The 19,864-nt window shown below is 66.9% G+C and carries 17 protein-coding genes; 13 read left to right on the top strand and 4 right to left on the bottom strand.

The window, feature by feature from the left end:
• Nucleotides 1-12 precede the first annotated feature (12 nt).
• Nucleotides 13-627 (top strand): 16S rRNA (guanine(966)-N(2))-methyltransferase RsmD, encoded by a 615-nt coding sequence (gene rsmD / locus BLT71_RS13005; protein ID WP_091720943.1) that lies wholly within the window; start codon nucleotides 13-15, stop codon nucleotides 625-627.
• Between the two features lie 40 nt (nucleotides 628-667).
• Here rsmD and BLT71_RS13000 read toward each other — a convergent pair whose 3' ends face one another.
• Nucleotides 668-1,456 (bottom strand): spermidine synthase, encoded by a 789-nt coding sequence (locus tag BLT71_RS13000; RefSeq protein ID WP_172829973.1) that lies wholly within the window; start codon nucleotides 1,454-1,456, stop codon nucleotides 668-670.
• On the bottom strand, nucleotides 1,456-2,685 hold the full coding sequence (locus BLT71_RS12995; protein ID WP_172829972.1) for an aminotransferase class I/II-fold pyridoxal phosphate-dependent enzyme: 1,230 nt from the start codon (nucleotides 2,683-2,685) through the stop codon (nucleotides 1,456-1,458). The genes BLT71_RS13000 and BLT71_RS12995 overlap by 1 nt, the downstream gene beginning before the upstream one ends.
• 43 nt (nucleotides 2,686-2,728) lie before the next feature.
• Between BLT71_RS12995 and coaD the strand changes: the two genes are divergently transcribed.
• From coaD to ftsY, 9 genes are all read left to right on the top strand, one after another.
• A complete protein-coding gene (gene coaD, locus BLT71_RS12990) occupies nucleotides 2,729-3,229 on the top strand; it encodes a pantetheine-phosphate adenylyltransferase (protein ID WP_091720938.1) in 501 nt (166 codons plus the stop codon).
• A 122-nt stretch (nucleotides 3,230-3,351) separates the two neighbouring features.
• A complete protein-coding gene (locus BLT71_RS12985; protein WP_091720936.1) occupies nucleotides 3,352-3,876 on the top strand; it encodes a YceD family protein in 525 nt (174 codons plus the stop codon).
• Nucleotides 3,877-3,912: 36 nt separating this feature from the next.
• Entirely contained in the window at nucleotides 3,913-4,116 is a 204-nt protein-coding gene (gene rpmF / locus BLT71_RS12980; RefSeq protein WP_009356569.1) for a 50S ribosomal protein L32, read from the top strand.
• A gap of 20 nt (nucleotides 4,117-4,136) precedes the next feature.
• The gene (gene rnc / locus BLT71_RS12975; protein ID WP_091720934.1) at nucleotides 4,137-4,865 is read left to right on the top strand and encodes a ribonuclease III; all 729 of its coding nucleotides are present in this window, start codon (nucleotides 4,137-4,139) and stop codon (nucleotides 4,863-4,865) included.
• A gap of 6 nt (nucleotides 4,866-4,871) precedes the next feature.
• Nucleotides 4,872-5,843, top strand: coding sequence for a bifunctional DNA-formamidopyrimidine glycosylase/DNA-(apurinic or apyrimidinic site) lyase (gene mutM / locus BLT71_RS12970; RefSeq protein WP_091720931.1), 972 nt, complete (start codon nucleotides 4,872-4,874; stop codon nucleotides 5,841-5,843).
• 140 nt (nucleotides 5,844-5,983) lie between these two features.
• Nucleotides 5,984-7,288 carry an MFS transporter gene (locus BLT71_RS12965; protein WP_172829971.1) on the top strand — a complete coding sequence of 435 codons (1,305 nt, stop codon included), beginning with the start codon at nucleotides 5,984-5,986 and terminating at the stop codon, nucleotides 7,286-7,288.
• Entirely contained in the window at nucleotides 7,285-8,400 is a 1,116-nt protein-coding gene (locus BLT71_RS12960; RefSeq protein WP_091720929.1) for a TolB-like translocation protein, read from the top strand. The genes BLT71_RS12965 and BLT71_RS12960 overlap by 4 nt, the downstream gene beginning before the upstream one ends.
• Nucleotides 8,401-8,541: 141 nt before the next feature.
• Nucleotides 8,542-12,129 (top strand): chromosome segregation protein SMC, encoded by a 3,588-nt coding sequence (smc, locus tag BLT71_RS12955; protein WP_172829970.1) that lies wholly within the window; start codon nucleotides 8,542-8,544, stop codon nucleotides 12,127-12,129.
• A 112-nt stretch (nucleotides 12,130-12,241) separates the two neighbouring features.
• Complete coding sequence (gene ftsY / locus BLT71_RS12950) at nucleotides 12,242-13,456, top strand: signal recognition particle-docking protein FtsY (protein WP_056085331.1); 1,215 nt, start codon at nucleotides 12,242-12,244, stop codon at nucleotides 13,454-13,456.
• A gap of 3 nt (nucleotides 13,457-13,459) precedes the next feature.
• Here the strand turns inward: ftsY and BLT71_RS12945 are convergent, their stop codons facing one another.
• Nucleotides 13,460-14,728, bottom strand: coding sequence for an MFS transporter (locus BLT71_RS12945; protein WP_091720926.1), 1,269 nt, complete (start codon nucleotides 14,726-14,728; stop codon nucleotides 13,460-13,462).
• Between the two features lie 224 nt (nucleotides 14,729-14,952).
• Between BLT71_RS12945 and BLT71_RS12940 the strand changes: the two genes are divergently transcribed.
• Together BLT71_RS12940 and BLT71_RS12935 are read left to right on the top strand one after the other, a co-directional pair.
• Nucleotides 14,953-16,311, top strand: coding sequence for an ammonium transporter (locus BLT71_RS12940; RefSeq protein WP_091720924.1), 1,359 nt, complete (start codon nucleotides 14,953-14,955; stop codon nucleotides 16,309-16,311).
• Nucleotides 16,308-16,646, top strand: a complete 339-nt coding sequence (locus tag BLT71_RS12935; protein ID WP_015937412.1) for a P-II family nitrogen regulator — start codon at nucleotides 16,308-16,310, stop codon at nucleotides 16,644-16,646. The genes BLT71_RS12940 and BLT71_RS12935 overlap by 4 nt, the downstream gene beginning before the upstream one ends.
• A gap of 128 nt (nucleotides 16,647-16,774) precedes the next feature.
• On the opposite strand, the gene BLT71_RS12930 is transcribed toward BLT71_RS12935, so the two are convergent.
• On the bottom strand, nucleotides 16,775-18,178 hold the full coding sequence (locus tag BLT71_RS12930) for a glucose-6-phosphate dehydrogenase (protein WP_091720921.1): 1,404 nt from the start codon (nucleotides 18,176-18,178) through the stop codon (nucleotides 16,775-16,777).
• Between the two features lie 84 nt (nucleotides 18,179-18,262).
• Here BLT71_RS12930 and ffh point away from each other — a divergent pair, with 84 nt between their 5' ends.
• Nucleotides 18,263-19,846, top strand: a complete 1,584-nt coding sequence (gene ffh, locus BLT71_RS12925) for a signal recognition particle protein (protein WP_056085337.1) — start codon at nucleotides 18,263-18,265, stop codon at nucleotides 19,844-19,846.
• Nucleotides 19,847-19,864 lie beyond the last annotated feature (18 nt).

Here is a 19,864-nt window from a genome sequence, read left to right as displayed (position 1 = left end):
GCGGGTGCCCGCATGAGCCGGATCATCGCAGGGGCGGCCGGCGGCACCCCGCTGTCCTCCGTCCCGGGCTCACTGACCCGCCCCACCACCGACCGCGTCAAGGAGGCACTCTTCTCCCGCCTGGATGCCTTCGATGTCATCGCCGGAGCCCGCGTACTGGATCTCTACGCCGGGTCCGGTGCGCTGGGGGTTGAGAGCGGCAGCCGGGGAGCCGGCAGCGTGGACCTTGTCGAGTCGGATGCCAAGGCAAGCGCGGTTTGCCAGCGCAACGCGGACCTGATCAACGGCGTTATGGGCCGCAAGGCAGTAACCGTCCACCGGTCCAAGGTGGAGCCTTTCCTGGACCGTGCCGCGGAGTCGGCGGCGTGGGACCTGGTATTCCTGGACCCGCCATACCCGCTCGACGAAGTGGCGCTCGCCGCTGTAGTGCGGAAACTCGCAGCGCACCTGGCTCCGTCCGCCGTCGTCGTCGTGGAACGGTCCTCCCGCTCGCCCGAACCTGACTGGCCCGCCGAACTGGAACGGTTCGCCGAGAAGAAGTACGGCGAAACCCGGCTCTGGTTCGTTGAGCCCTACGTGCCGGACGCCATTGAAAGCGATGACCTACCGGCCGCTGCGGAGTCCTAGCAGCCTCATTCGGCCCGGATGACGCTGAGGGGCCGGGCGGCTACGGGGCGAGGCGGTCCAGGTCCACTCCCGCCAGCACGCCCGCCGGGTGCGGACCCCGGGCAGTGAGCTGGGCGGTCCAGTCCTGCGGCCAGGCCCCCTGGGTTCCGGCCAGGATGATGTTGCCCGGGTACCGGCCCTCGAACATGCCGGTTTCGGCGAAGGCCGCAACGTCCGCCATGGTCTCGCGCAGCGCGGCCACCTGGCTTCGGACCAGGGTGAGCGCGGGCTCGTCCCCCACATTGACCACCAGCAGCCCCGAGGGTCCCAGCTTCGCCCGGACTTCGCTGTAAAAGCCGGCGCAGGCGATGTGCTCCGGCGCTTCCGGCCCGGAGAAGATGTCCAGGATGACGACGTCGAACGTGAGCTCCGGGTCAAGGTCACCGAGTGCCTGCCGGGCGTCGCCGATGATGGCGTGCAGGTCCGTTCCCTCAGGCAGGGGCAGTTCCCGCAGGACGAAATCCAGCAGCTCGCGTTCCAGCTCCACCGCGTACTGCTTGGAGCCGGGGCGGGTGGCCTGGATGTAGCGGGCCAGGGTCAGCGCGCCCGCTCCCAGGTGCAGCGCACGGACTGGCGCTCCGGTGGGGGCGGCCAGGTCAACCAGGTGGCCGATCCGGCGAAGGTACTCGTAGAAGATGTCTTCGGGGTGGGACAGGTTCACGTGCGACTGCTCTGCCCCGCCGATGCTGAGCACATAGCTGCCGTCGGTGAATGCGTCCGGCTCGATGGTGGCGTGCTGGCCGGTGGCGCGGAGGAACCGGGAGGCGTGCCCGGGGTTGCCGGCCGCCATCAGAGCCTGCTGCTGAGCGTGGCCAGCCGGCCGGCTGCCTCTTCGAGGACGTCCGCTTTCTTGCAGAAGGCGAAGCGGAGCAGGCTGCGCGTGCGTTCGGCACCTTCCGGGTGGCAGAACACCGGCACCGGGATGGCAGCCACCCCTACCAGCCCGGGCAGTCGCCGCGCGAGGTCCACCGAGTCGGTGATGCCCAGTGGCGCCGTGTCTACGTTGACGAAGTAGGTGCCCTGCGGGGTGTAGACGCCGAAGCCGGCGGCGCGCAGCCCCTCACTGAGGATGTCGCGCTTGTGCTCGAGCGAGGCCGCAATTCCCTGGTAGAAACTATCCGGGAGGCCCAGCCCTGCTGCTATGGCGGGCTGGAACGGGGTGCCTGAGCTGTAGGTGAGGAACTGCTTCACGGTCCGCGCGGCGGCCACCAGCTCTTCGGGCCCTGTCAGCCAACCGATCTTCCAACCCGTGAGGGAGAAGGTCTTCCCGGCGGAGGAGATGGTGATGGTCCGTTCGGCCGCACCGGGCAGGGACGCCACCGGAATATGGCGGACCCCGAAGGTGAGGTGCTCATAGACCTCGTCGGTGATGATCAGAACGTCGTGCATTTGCGCCAGGTTTACGATCTTCTGCAGCACCTCACGGGGAAAGACCGCCCCGGTGGGGTTGTGCGGATTATTCAGCAGGACCACGCGGGTCCGTTCGCTGAAGGCGGCCTCAAGGGCGGCCAGGTCCGGCATGAAATCGGGCGCAAGCAGCGGCGCAGTGACATGCGTGGCGCCGGACAACCCGATCACTGCGCCGTACGAGTCGTAGAACGGTTCAAGGGTGAGGACTTCATCTCCGGGTCCCGTAAATGCCAGCAGCGAGGCGGCGATGGCCTCGGTGGCGCCGGTGGTGATCAGGACCTCCGTGTCAGGATCCGGGGTCAGCCCGTAGAAACGTTCCTGGTGTGCGGCCACCGCGGCACGCAACTGGGGGATACCTTTACCGGGCGCGTACTGGTTGGCGCCCGCGGCGATGGCGTCCCGTGCGGCGTCGAGGATTTCCTGCGGGCCGTCTTCGTCGGGGAAACCCTGGCCCAGGTTGATCGCCCCGGTCTGGACCGCGAGGTTGGTCATCTCCTCGAAGATCGTGACGCCAAGCCCGCCGTCAGCGGCCAGGAGGTTCGCTCCCAGGGCGGTCCGCTGCCATGGAGCGGGGGCAGAAGGCGCGGAAAGTTCCCGTGACGCATGCATCCAGTCATGGTATCCCGGGCTTCGCATGGGGTAGGTTCGGAGCATGAGACGAGCTGTCTGCCCCGGATCCTTTGATCCCATCCATAACGGCCATCTCGAAGTCATTGCCCGCGCTGCCGGTCTCTTCGACGAAGTCATTGTGGCCATCTCCACCAACTACGCCAAGAAGTACCGGTTCGGCCTCGATGAGCGCCTCGAAATGGCGCGCGAGACCCTCGCGTCCCTCAAGGGAATTGTGGTGGAACCCGTAGGTGAGGGGCTGCTGGCTGAATACTGCCGCCAGCGGGGCGTCTCGGCCATCGTTAAGGGCCTCAGGTCCTCCTCGGACTTTGATTACGAACTGCCCATGGCCACGATGAACAGGCAACTGAGCGGCGTGGAAACTGTCTTCCTGCCTGCCGAAGCCCACTACATCCATCTGTCGTCGACCCTCATCAAGGAGGTGGCCGGGCTGGGCGGCAGCGTCTCCGAGTACGTTCCCCGGTCCGTGCTGCGGAGGCTGCTGGCGGGCGAGCCTTCGGCAAATCAGCAGCCCAGGCGGTAGGCTGGTCCGGTACTTCGGCGGTATCGCCGGCCGGTTTGAGTCCCCGTGGCTCTTCAGGCTAAGATGGTACGTCGGTCATATGTTCAACAGGAGTTCTCATTAAAAGAGATGCTGGTTCGCCCCTGGCGTTCGACGTCAAGGACCTCGGGCGCAGCCCGGGAAGCATGCGGACACTGAAGGAACATGTACCCGCACCGGGTGATCTTGGTGTGGCGCTCATTGGTGTTCAGGAAGGCTCGGATGTCGAGCTGGACCTGAGGCTGGAGGCCGTACACGAAGGAATTCTGGTATCAGGAACCGTCATCGCCGGTGTAACCGGGGAATGCGGTCGATGCCTGGATCCCCTTGCGTATGACCTTGAGGTCAATGTGCAAGAACTTTTCTTCTACGAAGGCGTTGAGCTTTCTGACGGAGAAGAAGATGAAGAGCAACGTCGAGTCGAGCACGATGTAATCGATCTTGAACCGGTGTTGCGGGACGCGGTTGTCACCAACCTGCCGTTCCAGCCGGTGTGCCGGGAAGACTGCCAGGGCCTTTGCTCCGAATGCGGAGTACGCCTGGAAGACGAGCCGGGGCACCACCACGAGGTCTTGGATCCTCGCTGGGCTGCCCTAGCTGATATGGCTAAGCCTGACCGGCAAAATTGATTTGTACGTGTTTGTCTAGAGAGAAATGAGTTAGCCGTGGCTGTCCCGAAGCGGAAAATGTCTCGCTCGAATACCCGCGCCCGCCGCTCGCAGTGGAAGGCGACCGCCCCCCACCTGGTGAAGACTGTTGAAAACGGCCAGGTCACCTACAGCCTGCCGCACCAGGCTAAGGTCGTTACCGACTCTGCTGGCACTGCGCTGTTCCTTGAGTACAAGGGCCGCAAGGTCGCTGACGTCTAATCGGCCACTCAGGCTGACTGATGTCTTCAACTGAAGAGCTTCTGAAGCGTCTCGGTGTCACTATTGACGCCGGGACGCTTCGTCTTGCGCTCACACACCGTTCCTACGCCTACGAAAACGGTGGGATCCCCACCAACGAGCGGCTGGAATTCCTGGGTGATTCAATCCTGGGCTTCTCGGTCACGGATTCCCTTTACCGGGACAATCCGGATCTCCCCGAGGGCGAGCTGGCCAAGCGTCGTTCGGCCGTTGTCAGCACGCGTGCGCTTGCCAACATCGGCCGGAGCCTTGGCATCGGCGAGTTCATCTACCTGGGACAGGGCGAGAAACTTACGGAGGGGAAGAACAAAGCCTCCATCCTCGCTGACACCATGGAAGCGCTGATCGGTGCCACCTACGTCTCCAACGACATTGAGACCGCGCGCCAGCTGGTCATGCGCCTGATCGGACCCCTGCTCAAGGATGCTGCCGTGCTGGGCGCCGGGACTGACTGGAAGACCAGCATCCAGGAGCTTGCGGCAAGCCGGCAGCTTGGATCCATCCACTATGCAGTGGAGGGTGCGGGGCCGGACCACGCACGCACCTTCAGCGCTGTCCTGAACATCGGCGGCAAGCCGTACGGCAAGGGCGCCGGCCATTCCAAGAAGGAAGCGGAGCAGGAGGCCGCGGCGGATGCGTGGCGCGTCCTGTCCGGACCGGGTGCCGCTGACGGCGCCGTTAAGTCCTCCGGTTCCGCCGCCGCCAAGTAGGCTCCCATGCCTGAACTGCCCGAGGTGGAGGTGGTCCGCCGCGGCCTGGTGAGCTGGGTCCGCGGCAGGACCATTGAGTCCGTCGAAGTCCTGGACCCCCGCTCCATCCGCCGCCACGCCCTGGGCGTGGAGGACTTCATCGGCAACCTGCAGGGTGCCACTGTGTCCGACGTCGTCCGGCGGGGCAAATTCCTTTGGCTCCCGTTAGACGATGGTTCCGCAGACCAGCAGGCGGCAGGCAACGGGCATGCCCCACCACCGGAGGTGGCGCTGATGGCCCACCTTGGCATGAGCGGGCAGCTGCTCATGCAGGATGGGGACGTCCCTGACGAAAAGCACCTGAAAGTCAGGCTCCATCTCAGCCCCAGGGACGGCATGCCCGCCCAATTGCGGTTCGTGGACCAGCGCATTTTCGGTGGGCTCTTCGTCACCGCTTTGGTTCCCACCGACGACGGCGGCCCCGGCGGCCTCGCGGAGTCACCCCTTCCGCTGATCGCCGAAGAAGCTTCCCATATTGCCCGGGATCCCCTTGACCCGGCGTTCTCGTTCGACCTTTTCTACCAGCGCCTCCGTGCGCGGAAAACCGGGTTGAAGCGGGCGCTCCTGGACCAGGGGCTGGTTTCAGGCATAGGGAACATCTACGCGGATGAGGCCCTCTGGCGTGCGCGGCTGCACTACGCGCGGCCCACCGACAAGCTGCGGCGGGCTGACGCCTTCCGCCTTATCGAAAGCGCCCGTGAGGTCATGCTCGATGCCCTGGCCGCCGGCGGAACCAGCTTCGATTCCCTGTACGTGAACGTCAACGGCGCCTCCGGATACTTTGACCGGTCGCTCAACGCCTACGGGCGGGAAGGCGAGCCCTGCAAACGATGCGCGGCCGCAGGAATCCACGCCACCATCCGGCGTGATCAGTTCATGAACCGGTCCTCCTACACGTGCCCGGTGTGCCAGCCGCGTCCCCGCAACGGACGCTGGTAACGCCAACCAAAAGTTTCGGTTTTCTTGATTCCCCAAGCGGCCACCGGCTGAAATGCTGGCCCGGAACAGGCGGTGCGCGGCCCGCGGCAGTGCAACGCCATCCCAGCTCATTGAGGGACGGGCAGCCGTTGTACATATCGATGTCGGACCGCAAGGGCGGCCGCAAGGACCAGGCGGACACTGTCCCTGCCGCCACCCGCGCAGCATTCCGCCTGTCCCCGGTGATCATCTGGCTTGGCATCGTCAGCATGGCCACTGACATCTCTTCGGAGTCCGTGGCCGCCGTCCTTCCCCTTTATGTCACGGGGTTCCTGGGGCTTTCCACCATTGCCTTCGGAATTATCGACGGCATCAACCAGGGCGCCAGCGCCATCGTCCGGATTGGCGCCGGTTGGGTCTCCGACCGGACGGGCCGGCCCAAGAGCGTGGCCGTGGCCGGATACGGGCTCTCCATGGTGGCCCGCGTGGGCTTCCTCTTCACCGGCGGGTTCTGGTCGGTCGCAGCCATTGTTACCGGTGACCGGGTTGGCAAGGGCATCCGTACCGCCCCGCGCGACGCCATGATCGCTGCGGAAGCCCAGCCCGACTACCTTGCGCGGTCCTTCGGTGTCCACAGGATGCTGGACAACATCGGCGCTGCCGCCGGGCCGCTGATTGCGTTCGCGCTGCTGTCACTCATTCCCAACGGGTACAGCAGCGTTTTCGTGGTGTCGCTGGCGTTTGCCGTCATCGGTGTCGCCGTGCTGCTGCTGGCGGTGCCCAACAGGACGGTATGGACCGGCAAACCGCCGGCGCCGGAGGCCACAACGCGGGAACAGTTGGCCGAAGCGCCCGCGCGGCAACCGAAAGCGGGCTGGTCCCGGACGTCATGGCGGGCACTCAAGGTCCAGGGCCTGCCACGGCTGCTCGTTGCAGCAGGCCTCTTGGGCCTGCTGACCATTGGTGACGGCTTCGTGTACCTGCTCCTGCAAAGCCGCGAAGCGTTTCCCGTGCAGTGGTTCCCCCTCCTGTTCGTGGGCACCAACGCCGCATTCCTCGTTTTCGCGATCCCCATCGGGCGCCTGGCAGACCGCTGGGGCCGGGTGCCGGTGTTCCTGGCCGGCCACCTGGCGCTCTTCGCCTGTTACCTGCTGGCTGCCGTCCCGGCCGGTGGCACGGCAGCAACCCTCGGCTGCCTGCTGCTGCTCGGCCTGTTCTATGCCGCAACGGACGGGGTCCTGGCTGCCTTGGTCTCCCAGCTGGCGGTACCGGAACATGTGGGCACCGCGCTTGGGACGGCCCAAACCGTGGTGGCCCTCAGCCGGATGGTATCCGCTGCTGCTTTCGGCGTGCTGTGGTACGCCGCAGGCCCGGCAGCGGCGGCGGCCTGCGTGGCTGTCCTGCTTCTCCCGGCCCTCGGCGCAGCAACGGTACTCCTGCGCGGTACCCCGCGGACTGTGTCATGAGCGGCCGGCCCCGGCAGATGCGGCCCGCCCGCCAGGAACAAACGGGCGACGGCGGCGGGCCGGCCGAAGCTTCGGGTCACCACCTTCGGTCCGTTGCCGGCGTCCCCCGGCGGATAGTGGCGCTGCTGGCGGTCACGCTCCTGGCCCTGGCCGCGGCCGGAGCTTACGCCGCCACGGCATTCCAGGAGGCCAGAAACAGCCAGGCTTCCGTGCCCGCGGTCCAGGTCGCTGCTGCAAACGCCCTCCCCGCGGAACCCTTCGTGATGTTTCGCAACACCGCGGCAGGCCGGGGGTACGGTGAAGCCGCCTTTGCACCACTCGCCAATCCGTCGGGGGAACGGTTCCTCTCCGGCCACGCATGCGACCGCGTCTATGCCACCCGGCAGATTGTCAGCTGCCTGGCGACGCAGAGCGGGATTCCCACCAGATTCGAGGCAGGCCTTTTTGGCCCTGCGCTTCAGCCGCTGCAGGGCTGGGCACTCGGGGGCATCCCCAGCCGGACCCGGATCAGTCCCGACGGAGACCTCGTTGCCAGCACCGTCTTCGTCGCCGGCCACTCCTACGCATCCGCCGGATTCTCCACGGAGACCGTGATCCGCGGCGCAGACGGCACCGTGCACGGAAACCTCGAGACCTTCGCCCTGATGTCGGACGGAACCCGGATCAAGGCCACAGACCGGAACATCTGGGGCGTGACGTTCGTCCCGGGCTCGCCCAACGATTTCTACGCCACCGCCTCATCCCAGGGGAACATCTGGCTGGTCCGCGGCGACCTGGCAGAGCGGACGCTGACGGTGGTTGCCTCAGGGGTGGAATGCCCGTCCATCTCCCCGGACGGCAAGCGGATCGCGTTCAAGAAAAGTGACTCGGGGACCCTGGTTGGTGATCGCCACCCCGCCGTGCTGGACCTCGCCACGGGCAACGTCACCGTGCTGGACGAACAGCGGAACATTGACGACCAGATCGAATGGCTGGACGGCAACACCATCCTCTATGGGCTTCCCCGCGATGACACCGGCCAGGACAGCGACATTTGGTCCCTGTCCGCACGGCCCGGAGCGACACCGGAACTCTTCATCGAGCATGCCTGGTCTCCGGCCGTGGTCCGATGACGCGTCCTGGCCCAACTGCCGGCGGATTCCTGCAGGGCCGGGCGGGACAGGCGGCGCCGGATCCGGGACTTTCGGCGGCAACCCGGTAGATTTAGGACCGCCAAGCAGCCGCCCAGCCCCGTCCAGGAGACCCGAAAAGCCTTGCACCTCAAAAGCCTGACCGTCCGGGGGTTCAAGTCCTTTGCCTCCGCCACCACCTTCGACTTCGAACCGGGAGTCACTGCCGTGGTGGGCCCCAACGGCTCCGGTAAGTCCAACGTGGTGGACGCACTGGCCTGGGTGATGGGGGAGCAGGGCGCCAAGACCCTCCGCGGCGGCAAAATGGAGGACGTGATTTTCGCCGGCACCTCCGGCCGCCCTCCGCTGGGACGGGCACACGTGTCGCTGACCATTGATAACACTGACGGCGCCCTGCCCATTGAGTACAGCGAAGTCACCATCTCCCGGACACTGTTCCGCACAGGAGGCTCGGAGTACGCCATCAACGGTGCCGGCTGCCGCCTGCTCGACATCCAGGAACTGCTCTCCGATTCCGGCATGGGGCGGGAAATGCATGTCATCGTGGGCCAGGGCCAGCTGGACCGGGTCCTGCACGCCACCCCCGAGGACCGCCGGGGCTTCATCGAAGAAGCCGCCGGCATCCTCAAACACCGCCGGCGCAAGGAACGGACGGTGCGCAAACTCGAGGCAATGCAGGCGAACCTGCAGCGCCTCTCGGACCTGACGGGCGAGATCCGCCGCCAGCTCACGCCGCTGGGCAAGCAGGCCGAAGTGGCACGTCGCGCCCAGCGCGTCCAGTTCGACGTCCGGGACGCCCGCGCCCGCCTGCTGGCCGATGACCTGGTGCAGCTGCAGCAGGTCCTGGAGCAGGACGTCGCCGACGAAGCCGCCCTGAAGGAGCGGCGCACCATCGTGGGGCAGGAATTGGAGTCCGGGCGCCGGCAACAGGCAGCCCTGGAGCAGCTCGCAGCAGAGGCAACGCCGCGCCTCAACGCGGCCCGGGACACGTGGTACCGGCTCACCGCCGCACGGGAGCGGCTCCGTTCACTCGGATCGCTGGCCCAGGAACGGAGCCGCGTGCTCGGATCCGTGGACGACGCACCGTCCGGGGGCCGGGATCCCGAGCAGCTGGACCGGCAGGCGGCGCGCGTAGGCAGCGAACTGGCCGGACTTGAGCAGTCACTCGCGGGCCGGCGGACTGCCCTTGAAGCAGCAACGGCGGCCAAGGCGGAAGCGGAGCGTGCAGCCCAGGCCGAGGACCAGCGGCTCACCGCTGAACTGCATGCGGTCGCCGACCGCAGGGAGGGCCTGGCGCGCCTCGCCGGCCAGGTTGGAGCAGCCCGCTCCCGGGTGGAGTCCGCCCAGGCAGAACTCGGCCGGCTGCGCGAGTCGCTGGCCGCGGGCGCCGGGCGCCGTGCCCGGGCACAGGAAGAGTTCACCGCCCTGGAAAACCAGGTGGCGGGCGTGGAGGAAGGCGAGGAATCCCTCGACGCCGAATACGAGGCCGCCAGCGACGAGCTGGATACCGTGCTGCAGGAAATCTCGGACCTCAAATCAGAAGTCAACGAAGGCATCCGCCGGCGCGACGCCCTCGCAGCCCGCCTTGAGGCGCTGAAGCTCGGCCTGGAACGGAAAGACGCAGCCAGGCACGTCCTGCAGTCCGGGCTTGGGGGGGTCCAGGGCGCGCTCGCCGGTGACCTGCGGGTGCGGGCCGGATTCGAAACCGCCATCGCCGCGGCACTCGGGGAAGCCTCCGAGGCGCTCCTGGTCGAGGACCCGTCCACCGCGGAGTCCGTCCTGCAGATGCTCAAGGACGATGACGCCGGCCGGGCCTCGCTGTTGCTGGCCCCCTCCGGCACTTTGCACGAAGACGTTCCGCCCGCCCCTGTACTCCCCGCAGGTGCGGTTCTGGCCGCCGGGCTCGTGGACACCGCCGACGCTTACACCCCGTTGGTGCGGCACCTGCTGTGCCGGACCGCCGTCGTACCCGACATCCGGGCCGCCGCGGCGCTCGTGGCGGAACAGCCAGGCTTGACAGCAGTTACCCACGCGGGTGACGTCTTCACCGCCGTGTCCGTTACCGGAGGTTCGGCGAAGGCTCCGTCACTCCTGGAAGTCCAGGCCGCCGTGGACGACGCCGACAGGGAACTTGGGCAGGTAACCGCGGCCCTGGAGCGCAACAGGTTCGCCCTGGCCGGCGCCGAGGCGAAGCGCGCCGGAGCGCAGGAAAAGGCGGATGCCGCCCTGGACAGGTTGCACGAGTCCGACGCGCGGCTGGCCGCAGTAGCCGAGCGGCTGGGACACCTCAACTCAGTACTCCGCAGCGCCGTAGGCGAAAGCGACCGGCTGGCGGCCTCTCTGGCCCGTGCCGAGGCCAACGTGGAGTCCGAGGAGCAGGCGCTCGCGGCCATCACCGCCCGGCTTGCCGCCGCGCAGGAGGTGCCGCTCGAGCAGGAACCGTCAACGGCGGAGCGTGATGCCCTCGCGACGGCTGCCTCGGCCGCCCGTGCTGCCGAGGTTGAGGCGCGGTTGTCGCTGCGGAGCACCGAGGAGCAGGTGGCGGCCACACGCAACCGCGTTGCCTCACTGGAACGTGCCGCCGCCACTGAACGGCGTGCCCGCGAGGAGGCAGCTGAAAGGGCGCGGCGCCGGCGCATCGAGGCCCGGCGGGCCGCCGCGGTCCGGGCCGCAGTGGACTCGGCCCTGGACTTCGTGGACGTGTCCGTCGACGTGGCGCGGCACGCGCGTGACCTGGCAGAAGAAAACCGCGAACGCCGGGACCGGGAGCTGCAGGAACTCCGTGCCGCGAACGAGCTGCTTGCAAAGGAGCTTGCCGAACTGACCGATAACGTCCACCGTGACGAACTCGCCAGGGCCCAGCAGCGCGCCCGCATCGAAGCCCTGGAAACGCGGTCCGTCGATGAACTCGGGATCACCCCTGACGCCCTGGTGGCGGAGTTTGGCCCCCACGTTGCGGTTCCGGTTCCGGCAGGGGAGACGGGTGACAAATGGGCTGCCCTCCGTGCGCCGGTGGACGAAACCGGTGAAGCCATCGTCGAGGGCGTGCCGTTCGTCAGGGCTGAACAGGAGAAACGCCTCCGGAAGGCCGAACGCGACCTGTCCAGCCTGGGCAAGGTCAATCCGCTGGCGCTGGAGGAATTCGCGGCGCTGGAGGAGCGCCACCAGTTTCTCAGCACCCAGCTGGAGGACCTCAAGGCCAGCCGCAAGGACCTGCTGGACATCATCAAGGAAGTGGACGACAGGGTCCAGCGGGTGTTCACCGAGGCATTCGAGGACACCCAGGCACAGTTCGTCCGGGTCTTTGACCGGCTGTTCCCCGGCGGCGAAGGCCGGCTGGTCCTGACTGACCCTGCAGACATGCTCACCACAGGAATCGAAGTGGAGGCCCGTCCCGCGGGTAAGAAGATCAAGCGGCTGTCACTGCTGTCCGGCGGGGAGCGGTCCCTGACAGCGGTGGCCCTGCTCGTGGCCATCTTCAAGGCCCGGCCCTCCCCGTTTTACGTCATGGATGAGGTGGAGGCCGCCCTCGACGACACCAACCTGGGCCGGCTGATCACCATCTTCGAAGAGCTCCGCGAGTCCAGCCAGCTCATTGTCATCACCCACCAGAAGCGCACCATGGAAGTGGCAGACGCCCTCTACGGAGTCACCATGCGCGGCGACGGTGTCTCTACGGTGATCAGCCAGCGCCTGGGGAACGACAACTGAACGTGGTTGCCTGACCGACGCTGCGAAACCGCCGGGTGGACCTCTGAGTCAGGGCAGGTCAGCTCCCTGCCGGAGCGGGAAAGGGCTCCGGCGGTTGTGAGAAGCTAGGGGAGTGAATGACATCCTTCCCATAATCCTGTCCATTCTCGGTGCCCTGGTGGTTGTCGGAGCCCTGATCCCGGTCCTGGTGAAGACGCGGAAGAACATCAACCGCTACCCGGGAACGCGTGACGCGAACGACCCCGAACTCCGGCCCGGTGGCGGCACCCTCGTGGCCGACGACACTGCCACGGCGGAGCGGCCGGCGGAGCGGACAGCACCCGCCGAAGCGGACCTTGACGGCGTTGACACCACGGTCCCCGACGATGCCGCCGGACTGGAAACCATTCCGGTTGAAACCCCCCTGCCCGTAGCAGGCCGCCTGACCCGGCTGCGCGAACGCCTGGTCCGGTCCAACAGCATCATGGGCAAGGGCCTGCTGGCGCTGCTTTCCAGCGACAAGATCGACGAAAACGTTTGGGACGAGGTGGAAGAAACCCTCCTCCTGGCGGACCTCGGCACGGAACCGACCATGCAGCTGGTGGATGCCCTCCGCGAACGCGTCAAGGTGCTCGGCACGCGCAGCCCGGAGCACGTCAAGGCCATGCTCCGCGAGGAACTCATTAAGGTGGTCGACCCCACCATGGACCGCACCCTCAATGTCCAGCGCCACGGGGACAAGCCGGCCGTCATGATGGTGGTTGGCGTCAATGGCGTAGGCAAGACCACCACGGTGGGCAAGCTGGCGCGCATGCTGGTGGCCGAGGACAAGGACGTGATCCTCGGTGCCGCGGACACCTTCCGTGCCGCGGCCGCCGAACAGCTGGCCACGTGGGGACAGCGGGTGGGCGTTCCCACGGTCAAATCCGACATTGACGGGGCCGACCCCGCCTCGGTGGCCTACGAAGCCGTGAAGGCAGGCATCGACCAGGAGGTCGACGTCGTCATGATCGACACCGCCGGCCGGCTGCAGAACAAAGTGGGCCTCATGGACGAACTTGGCAAGGTCAAGCGCGTGGTGGAAAAGCTCGCCGAAGTGGACGAGGTCCTGCTGGTCCTGGATGCAACCACCGGCCAGAACGGCCTCAACCAGGCCCGGGTCTTCGCCGAGGTGGTGAACATCACCGGCATCGTCCTGACCAAGCTGGACGGCACCGCCAAGGGTGGCATCGTCGTCGCAATCCAGAAGAGCCTCGGCGTCCCGGTCAAGCTGATCGGCCTGGGCGAAGGCGCGGACGACCTCGCCCCGTTCGACGCCGAGCAGTTTGTGGACGCGCTGCTGAACTAGCCGCTAACCGTTCTTTTGGCCCGCTGCGTCCTGTGACGCGGCGGGCCGAAGTGTTTCCGGCGTGGCCAGCCACGCAAAGACGGCCAGGAGCAGGACCCCGCCCGTAACACCGAAAGCCCAGCCGAAGCCCAGCCGGTCCGCGAGCAAGCCGGCCAGGACGGGACCCACGATCGCACCGACGTCGGACGTCATCTGGTAGACCGCCAACACCTTGCCGCCGGACCGGCCGCTGCCGATCACATCTGCGACGGCGGCCTGCTGGGCAGGGCCGAACAGGCCCGAACCGATGCCGGCCACAGCGGAGGCGGCGAGGAACCAGGGCAGGCTCTGGGCGAAACCGATGCCCGCGGTGGCCAGCCCCGCCACCGCCAGCCCCCACATCATCATGGGCCTGCGGCCCAGCGAATCCGCCAGGCGGCCGGAGAATGACAGCGCCGCCGCATTGCCTGCGGCGAATACCGCCAGCGCCAGCCCGGCCGCTTCGGGACCGGCGCCGAAGGCCGCCGCAGCAAACAGCGGGACCGTGGCCATCCGTACCCCGAACGTAGCCCACCCATTGGCAAAACTGGATGCCAGCGCGGCCCGGTAGGCCCCGGTCCGCAGGGCCTCGCCGAAGGGCATATCGGGCGCCCGCTTGGCCGCAGGGCCGGAGCCGCGCCGCTGGTGGCTCAGCTGCGTCTGCACCACCGCCGCCGCGATGACCAGGGCCACCGCATAGGCAAGGAACGGAACCCGCAGGCCGAACCCCGCAAGCAGGCCGCCGACGATCGGTCCGCAGACGTTGCCGATCAGGAACGCGGAGGCGTAGGCGCCGGACACCCTGCCCCGGCTCTCCGGCGGCGCCAGCCTGACCACGAGGGCCATGGAAGCGACCGTAAACATCACCGAACCTGCGCCGCCCAGTCCGCGGAACAGTAACAGCTGCCAATAGCTCCCGGCAAAGGCGCAGGCCGCCGTCGAGGCCGCCACGATGAGCAGCCCCGACACATAGACCGGCCGCTCGCCGAGCTTGGCGATCAGGGCACCGCCGGCCGGGGCGAAGACGAGCCGCATGAACGCGAAGATGGCCACAATCACGGCCGCTTCCGTATTGCCCACACCGAAGGTTGTGGCGAATTGCGGCAATACGGGCGCAACAAGCCCGAATCCCAGCGCAATCAGGAACGCGGCGGCCAGCATCACCTTGATGTCGCGGGGGAGCTTGTCCCGGCGGGGCCGCAGGCGGGCCAGGATCCTTGAAGCGGTGCCGCTGGCGCGGGCTTCTGCCGTCATGGTGCACAGTTCCTTGCAGGGTGGGTCGCCGGATGCCGGCGGGAGTGGTGAAACACAACCGTAACAAGGCGGATATGCACCATTTACTTCCTAGAGGTTGTTGTAACAGTCCGGCAATCTAAATCCTCTGCGGGCGAAACACGCCGCCGACACACTCGTTACAGGACGCAAAGGGCGTTGGCAGGCGGAGGACTCCGCAAGATTCGGAAGAGAGGACGTGCACCATGGAACTTACCGCAGGTCACGTTTGGCTCATGGTGTCGGCAGCGCTCGTGCTGTTCATGACACCGGGCCTGGCATTTTTCTACGGCGGCATGACGCGTGCCAAGGCAGCACTGAACATGATGATGATGAGCTTCATCTCCATCGGCATGGTCGGCGTGGTCTGGATTCTCTGGGGATACTCGATGTCTTCCGGCGAGGGCTTCCTGCAGATCGTGGGAAACCCGTTCGCAGCCTTCGGGCTTGAAGGCATCGATACACCGGATGGGCTCATCAAGGTGGGCTTCGCGGCAACCTTCGCCATCATCACCGTTGCGCTGATCAGCGGCGCTATCGCTGACCGCGCCAAGTTCGGCGCCTGGAGCGTCTTCGTCCCGGTCTGGGTCACCCTGGTTTACTGCCCGCTCGCCTACATGGTGTGGGGTGGCGGCCTCTTCGGTCCCGAGGGAGCAGTGGGTAAGGCCCTCGGCCCCGCCATCGACTTCGCCGGCGGCACCGTGGTCCACATCAACGCCGGTGTTGCGGCACTGGTTCTGGTCCTGATCATCGGCAACCGCAAGGGCTTCGGCAAGGACCCCAACCACCGCCCGCACAACATCCCGTTCGTCATGCTGGGCGCTGCCATCCTGTGGTTCGGCTGGTTCGGCTTCAACGGCGGCGCTGCCACCACGGCAGAGCAGGGCGGCCTCATCTGGGTGAACACCTTGGCCGCTCCCGCCGCTGCCATGCTCGGCTGGCTCGTCACCGAGCGGATCCGCGACGGCCACCCCACGTCCCTCGGCGCCGCTTCCGGCGTGGTCGCCGGCCTTGTAGCCATCACCCCGGCCTGCGCCAACGTCAGCCCCGTCGGCGCACTCGGCCTCGGCGTCGTGGCAGGCGTGGCCTCCGCACTGGCTGTGGGCCTGAAGTTCCGCTGGGGCTTCGACGACTCGCTGGATGTTGTTGGCGTGCACCTTGTCTCGGGCATCATCGGCACCGTTGCCCTCGGCTTCATCGCACTGCCCACCGACGGTGTGGGCGGCGGCCTATTCTACGGCGGCGGACTCGCCCAGCTGTGGGCACAGCTCGCAGCGGCAGGCATCGCCATTGCGTACTCGGCTATCCTGACGGCGATCATCGCGCTGGCCATCCACAAGACCATGGGCTTCCGGGTCTCGCAGGAACAGGAAACGGTGGGTGTGGACCTCAGCCTGCACGCCGAGACCGCCTACGAGTTCGGTCTCTCCGGGCACGGCGGCAGCTTCCAGCCGCTGCATGACATGATCACCGGCAAGAACCAGGCGGAAGCCGCCGGCAGCGCCGGCGAAGGAGATGCCAAGAAGCCAGAAACCGCAACAGGCAAGGAAAGCGTGGGGGCATGAAACTGATCACCGCAATCGTCAGGCCCGAGAAGCTTGAAGCAATCCGGGAAGGCCTGGAGGCCTACGGAGTGCAGGGCCTGACGGTCAGCGCAGCCAGCGGCTACGGCCGGCAGCGGGGCTACACCGAGGTGTACCGAGGCGCCGAGTACAACGTGGACCTCCTGCCCAAGATTCGGGTAGAGGTGCTGGCTACGGACGAGCAGGCCGATGACATCCTGGACGTCATCATCGCCAGTTCCAACACCGGCAGGGCGGGTGACGGAAAGGTCTGGACCATGGATGTCTTTGAGGCAGTCCGGGTCAGGACCGGCGAACGCGGCGTAGCCGCCATCTAGGAGAGTCCTCCGGCCTCCCCCTGCTACAGGGGGAGGCAGGCGGAAGCGGGTTGGGAAGGAACCGGAAGGTCCCCCCCAACCCGCTTCGCTTTTAACGGGTGCGGCCCGGGCTCAACGCCGGCGCCCGCTCACTTCCCTTCCCTGGATGTGGCCCAGGACGCCGGACCCGCCGACCCGGCGTCGTACTCCTCAAGGGGAACGGAACCCTGGGCCCAGGCCTGAAGTACCGGTTCAACGATCCGCCAGCAATCCTCGGCGGTGTCACCCCGCACCGACAGCAACGGGTCCCCGGTCAGCACGCCTTCAAGGACCTCACCGTAGGGGAGGAGGTCGGAGGCGCTCAGCTCCGCTTCGAGGGTGACCCGGCCAAGGCTGAAGATGTTTCCGGGGCCGTTGACGTCAACATCGAACTCCAGGGTGTCCGGCCCGAATCCGATCCTCAGTTGGTTCGGCGAGTCGACGCCCGTGAAACCCTGCGGCAGGTGCGGCACCGGAAGGAAAGTGATGACAGCCTCCTTCCGCTTCTTGCCCAGCGCCTTGCCGGACCGGAGGATGAACGGAACACCGCTCCAGCGCCAGTTGTCGATTCCAATCCGGATTTCAGCCAAAGTCTCTGTGCCGCGGTCCGCGTCCACGCCGTCCTCGCGGGCATAATCCGGTACCGTCTTGCCTCCCACCGTGCCCGCTCCATAGCGTGCCCGCCGGGTGGAATCGCTAAACGGCGGCGCCACACTGGCCGCGCGAAGGACTGCGGCAATGGCGTCGCGCAGGTCCCGCTCACCCAGGGTTGCCGGCGGTTCGATGGCCAGGAGGGCCATCACCTGCAGGAGGTGGCTTTGGATCATGTCCCGCAAGGCGCCAGCACCGTCGTAGTACCGTGCCCGGCCCTCCAGTGCGAGATCCTCGTCGAAGAAGATTTCCACCTTCTCCACGTGCCGCCGGTTCCATACCGGCTCCAGGAAGTTGTTGGCGAAACGCAGTCCCAGGATGTTCAGGACCGTGGCTTTCCCCAGGAAGTGGTCCACGCGGTGGATGTGGTCCTCCGGAACCAGCCGGGCAAGCGTCCTGTTCAGGGACCGCGCCGACTCCTCGCTGGAGCCAAAGGGCTTCTCCATCACCAGCCGCGTCCCCGCCGGCACCTCCCCGGGCTGCAGCGCTTCGCACGCCAGCTGGCTGATCCTGGGCGGCAGCGCGAAATAGACGGCGGTGGGGCCGTCGAGGCTTTCCAGCAGGGAAGCGAGGGCGCCGGCGGCTGTGACATCGAGCTGGTGGTACGCCGTGTCCTTTTCCAGCGCAGTCAGCGCGTCCTTGCCGTCCGGCTCCGCGGTCTCCGCAGCCGCGGCGAAGGAGGACTGCACCCGCTCCCGCCACTGTTCCGGCGTCCAGGGGTCGGATCCGGCACCGACGAGGCGGAGGCCGTCCGCCCGGCCGGCGGCCACCAGCCGGGCCAGTCCCGGCAGGAGCAGCCGGCCTGTGAGGTCGCCTGAGGCGCCGAGGATGAGCAGGGTCTTGACAGTTGTTTGGCTCGTCATTTTGCCAGCATGCCATCTGGCGTGCCCGACTTGGTACCCTAGATAGTCGAGTCCCGATCATCTCCTGAAAGAAGTTCACGGCGCGTGTTCAATTCACTCTCTGACCGGTTGACAGCAACCTTCAAGAATCTCCGCGGCAAGGGCCGCCTGACGGAGGCCGACGTCGATGCCACCGTCCGGGAGATCCGCCGCGCCCTGCTGGACGCGGACGTTGCCGTTCCCGTGGTGCGGGAATTCACCAGCCGCGTGCGCGAACGGGCGCTGGGCGCCGAGGTATCAGCGGCGCTGAACCCCAGCCAGCAGATCGTCAAGATCGTCAACGAGGAACTCAAGGAGATCCTCGGCGGCGAGACCCGGCGCATCCGCCTGGCCAAGAACGGCCCCACCGTCATCATGCTTGCCGGCCTCCAGGGCGCGGGCAAGACCACGCTTGCGGGCAAGCTGTCCAAGTGGCTGAAGTCCCAGGGCCACAGCCCCATGCTGGTGGCGTGTGACCTGCAGCGGCCCAACGCCGTCACCCAGCTGCAGGTGGTGGGCCAGCGGGCCAACGTCCCGGTTTTCGCCCCGCACCCGGGTGCCACCTCAACCGAGCTGGAACAGCCGGCGGGCGATCCCGTGGCTGTTGCCCGGGCCGGCGTGGAGGAAGCCCGCCAGAAACTGCACGACGTCGTCATCGTGGACACCGCAGGCCGCCTCGGCGTCGACGCGGACATGATGGAGCAGGCGCGCCAGATCCGCCGGGCCATCGTGCCCAACGAAGTCCTCTTCGTCATCGACTCGATGATCGGCCAGGACGCCGTAAACACGGCCCTGGCGTTTGACGAGGGCGTCAACTTCACGGGCATCGTCCTGTCCAAGCTCGACGGCGACGCCCGCGGTGGTGCCGCGCTGTCCGTCTCCTCGGTCACCGGCAAGCCCGTCATGTTCGCGTCCACCGGTGAAGGCCTGGACGACTTCGAGTTGTTCCACCCGGACCGGATGGCCTCGCGCATCCTGGACATGGGTGACGTCCTTACACTCATCGAGCAGGCCGAGAAGTCCTGGGACAAAGATGAAGCTGCCCGGATGGCGAAGAAGTTCGCCGACCAGGAAGACTTCACCCTGGACGACTTCCTGGCCCAGATGCAGCAGATCCGCAACATGGGCTCCATGAAGAAAATGCTCATGATGATGCCCGGCGCCCAGAACATCCGCCAGCAGCTGGAGCAGTTCGACGAACGCGAGATCGACCGCGTTGAAGCAATCGTCCGGTCCATGACCCCGCACGAACGCGTGGCCCCCAAGATCATCAACGGTTCGCGCCGCGCCCGCATCGCCCGTGGTTCGGGTGTGCACGTCTCCGAGGTCAACGGCCTGCTGGAACGCTTCGCGCAGGCCCAGAAGATGATGAAGAAGATGGCCCAGGGCGGCATGCCCGGGATGCCGGGGATGCCAGGCCTCCCCGGTGCCGGCGGCGGGGCCCGGAAGAACGCGAAGAACGCGCCGAAGAAGAAGGCCCGGTCCGGAAACCCGGCCAAGGCCGCGCAGGAACGCAAGGACGCCGAAGCCCGGCGCGCCAACGCATCCAAGGCGCTGCCCACCGGAGCTTCCTTTGGCCAGCAGTCCGGTGACTTTGACCCGTCCCAGCTGAACCTGCCCAAGGGCTTCGACAAGTTCCTGGGCAACTAGGAACACTGCCGCCTAGTA

Origin of the sequence: Pseudarthrobacter equi (genome assembly GCF_900105535.1) — a bacterium.
In the GTDB taxonomy this organism is placed as follows: Bacteria; Actinomycetota; Actinomycetes; order Actinomycetales; family Micrococcaceae; genus Arthrobacter; species Arthrobacter equi.
Note: the sequence above shows the minus strand (reverse complement) of the source record. Positions and strands in the feature narration are given on the sequence as shown.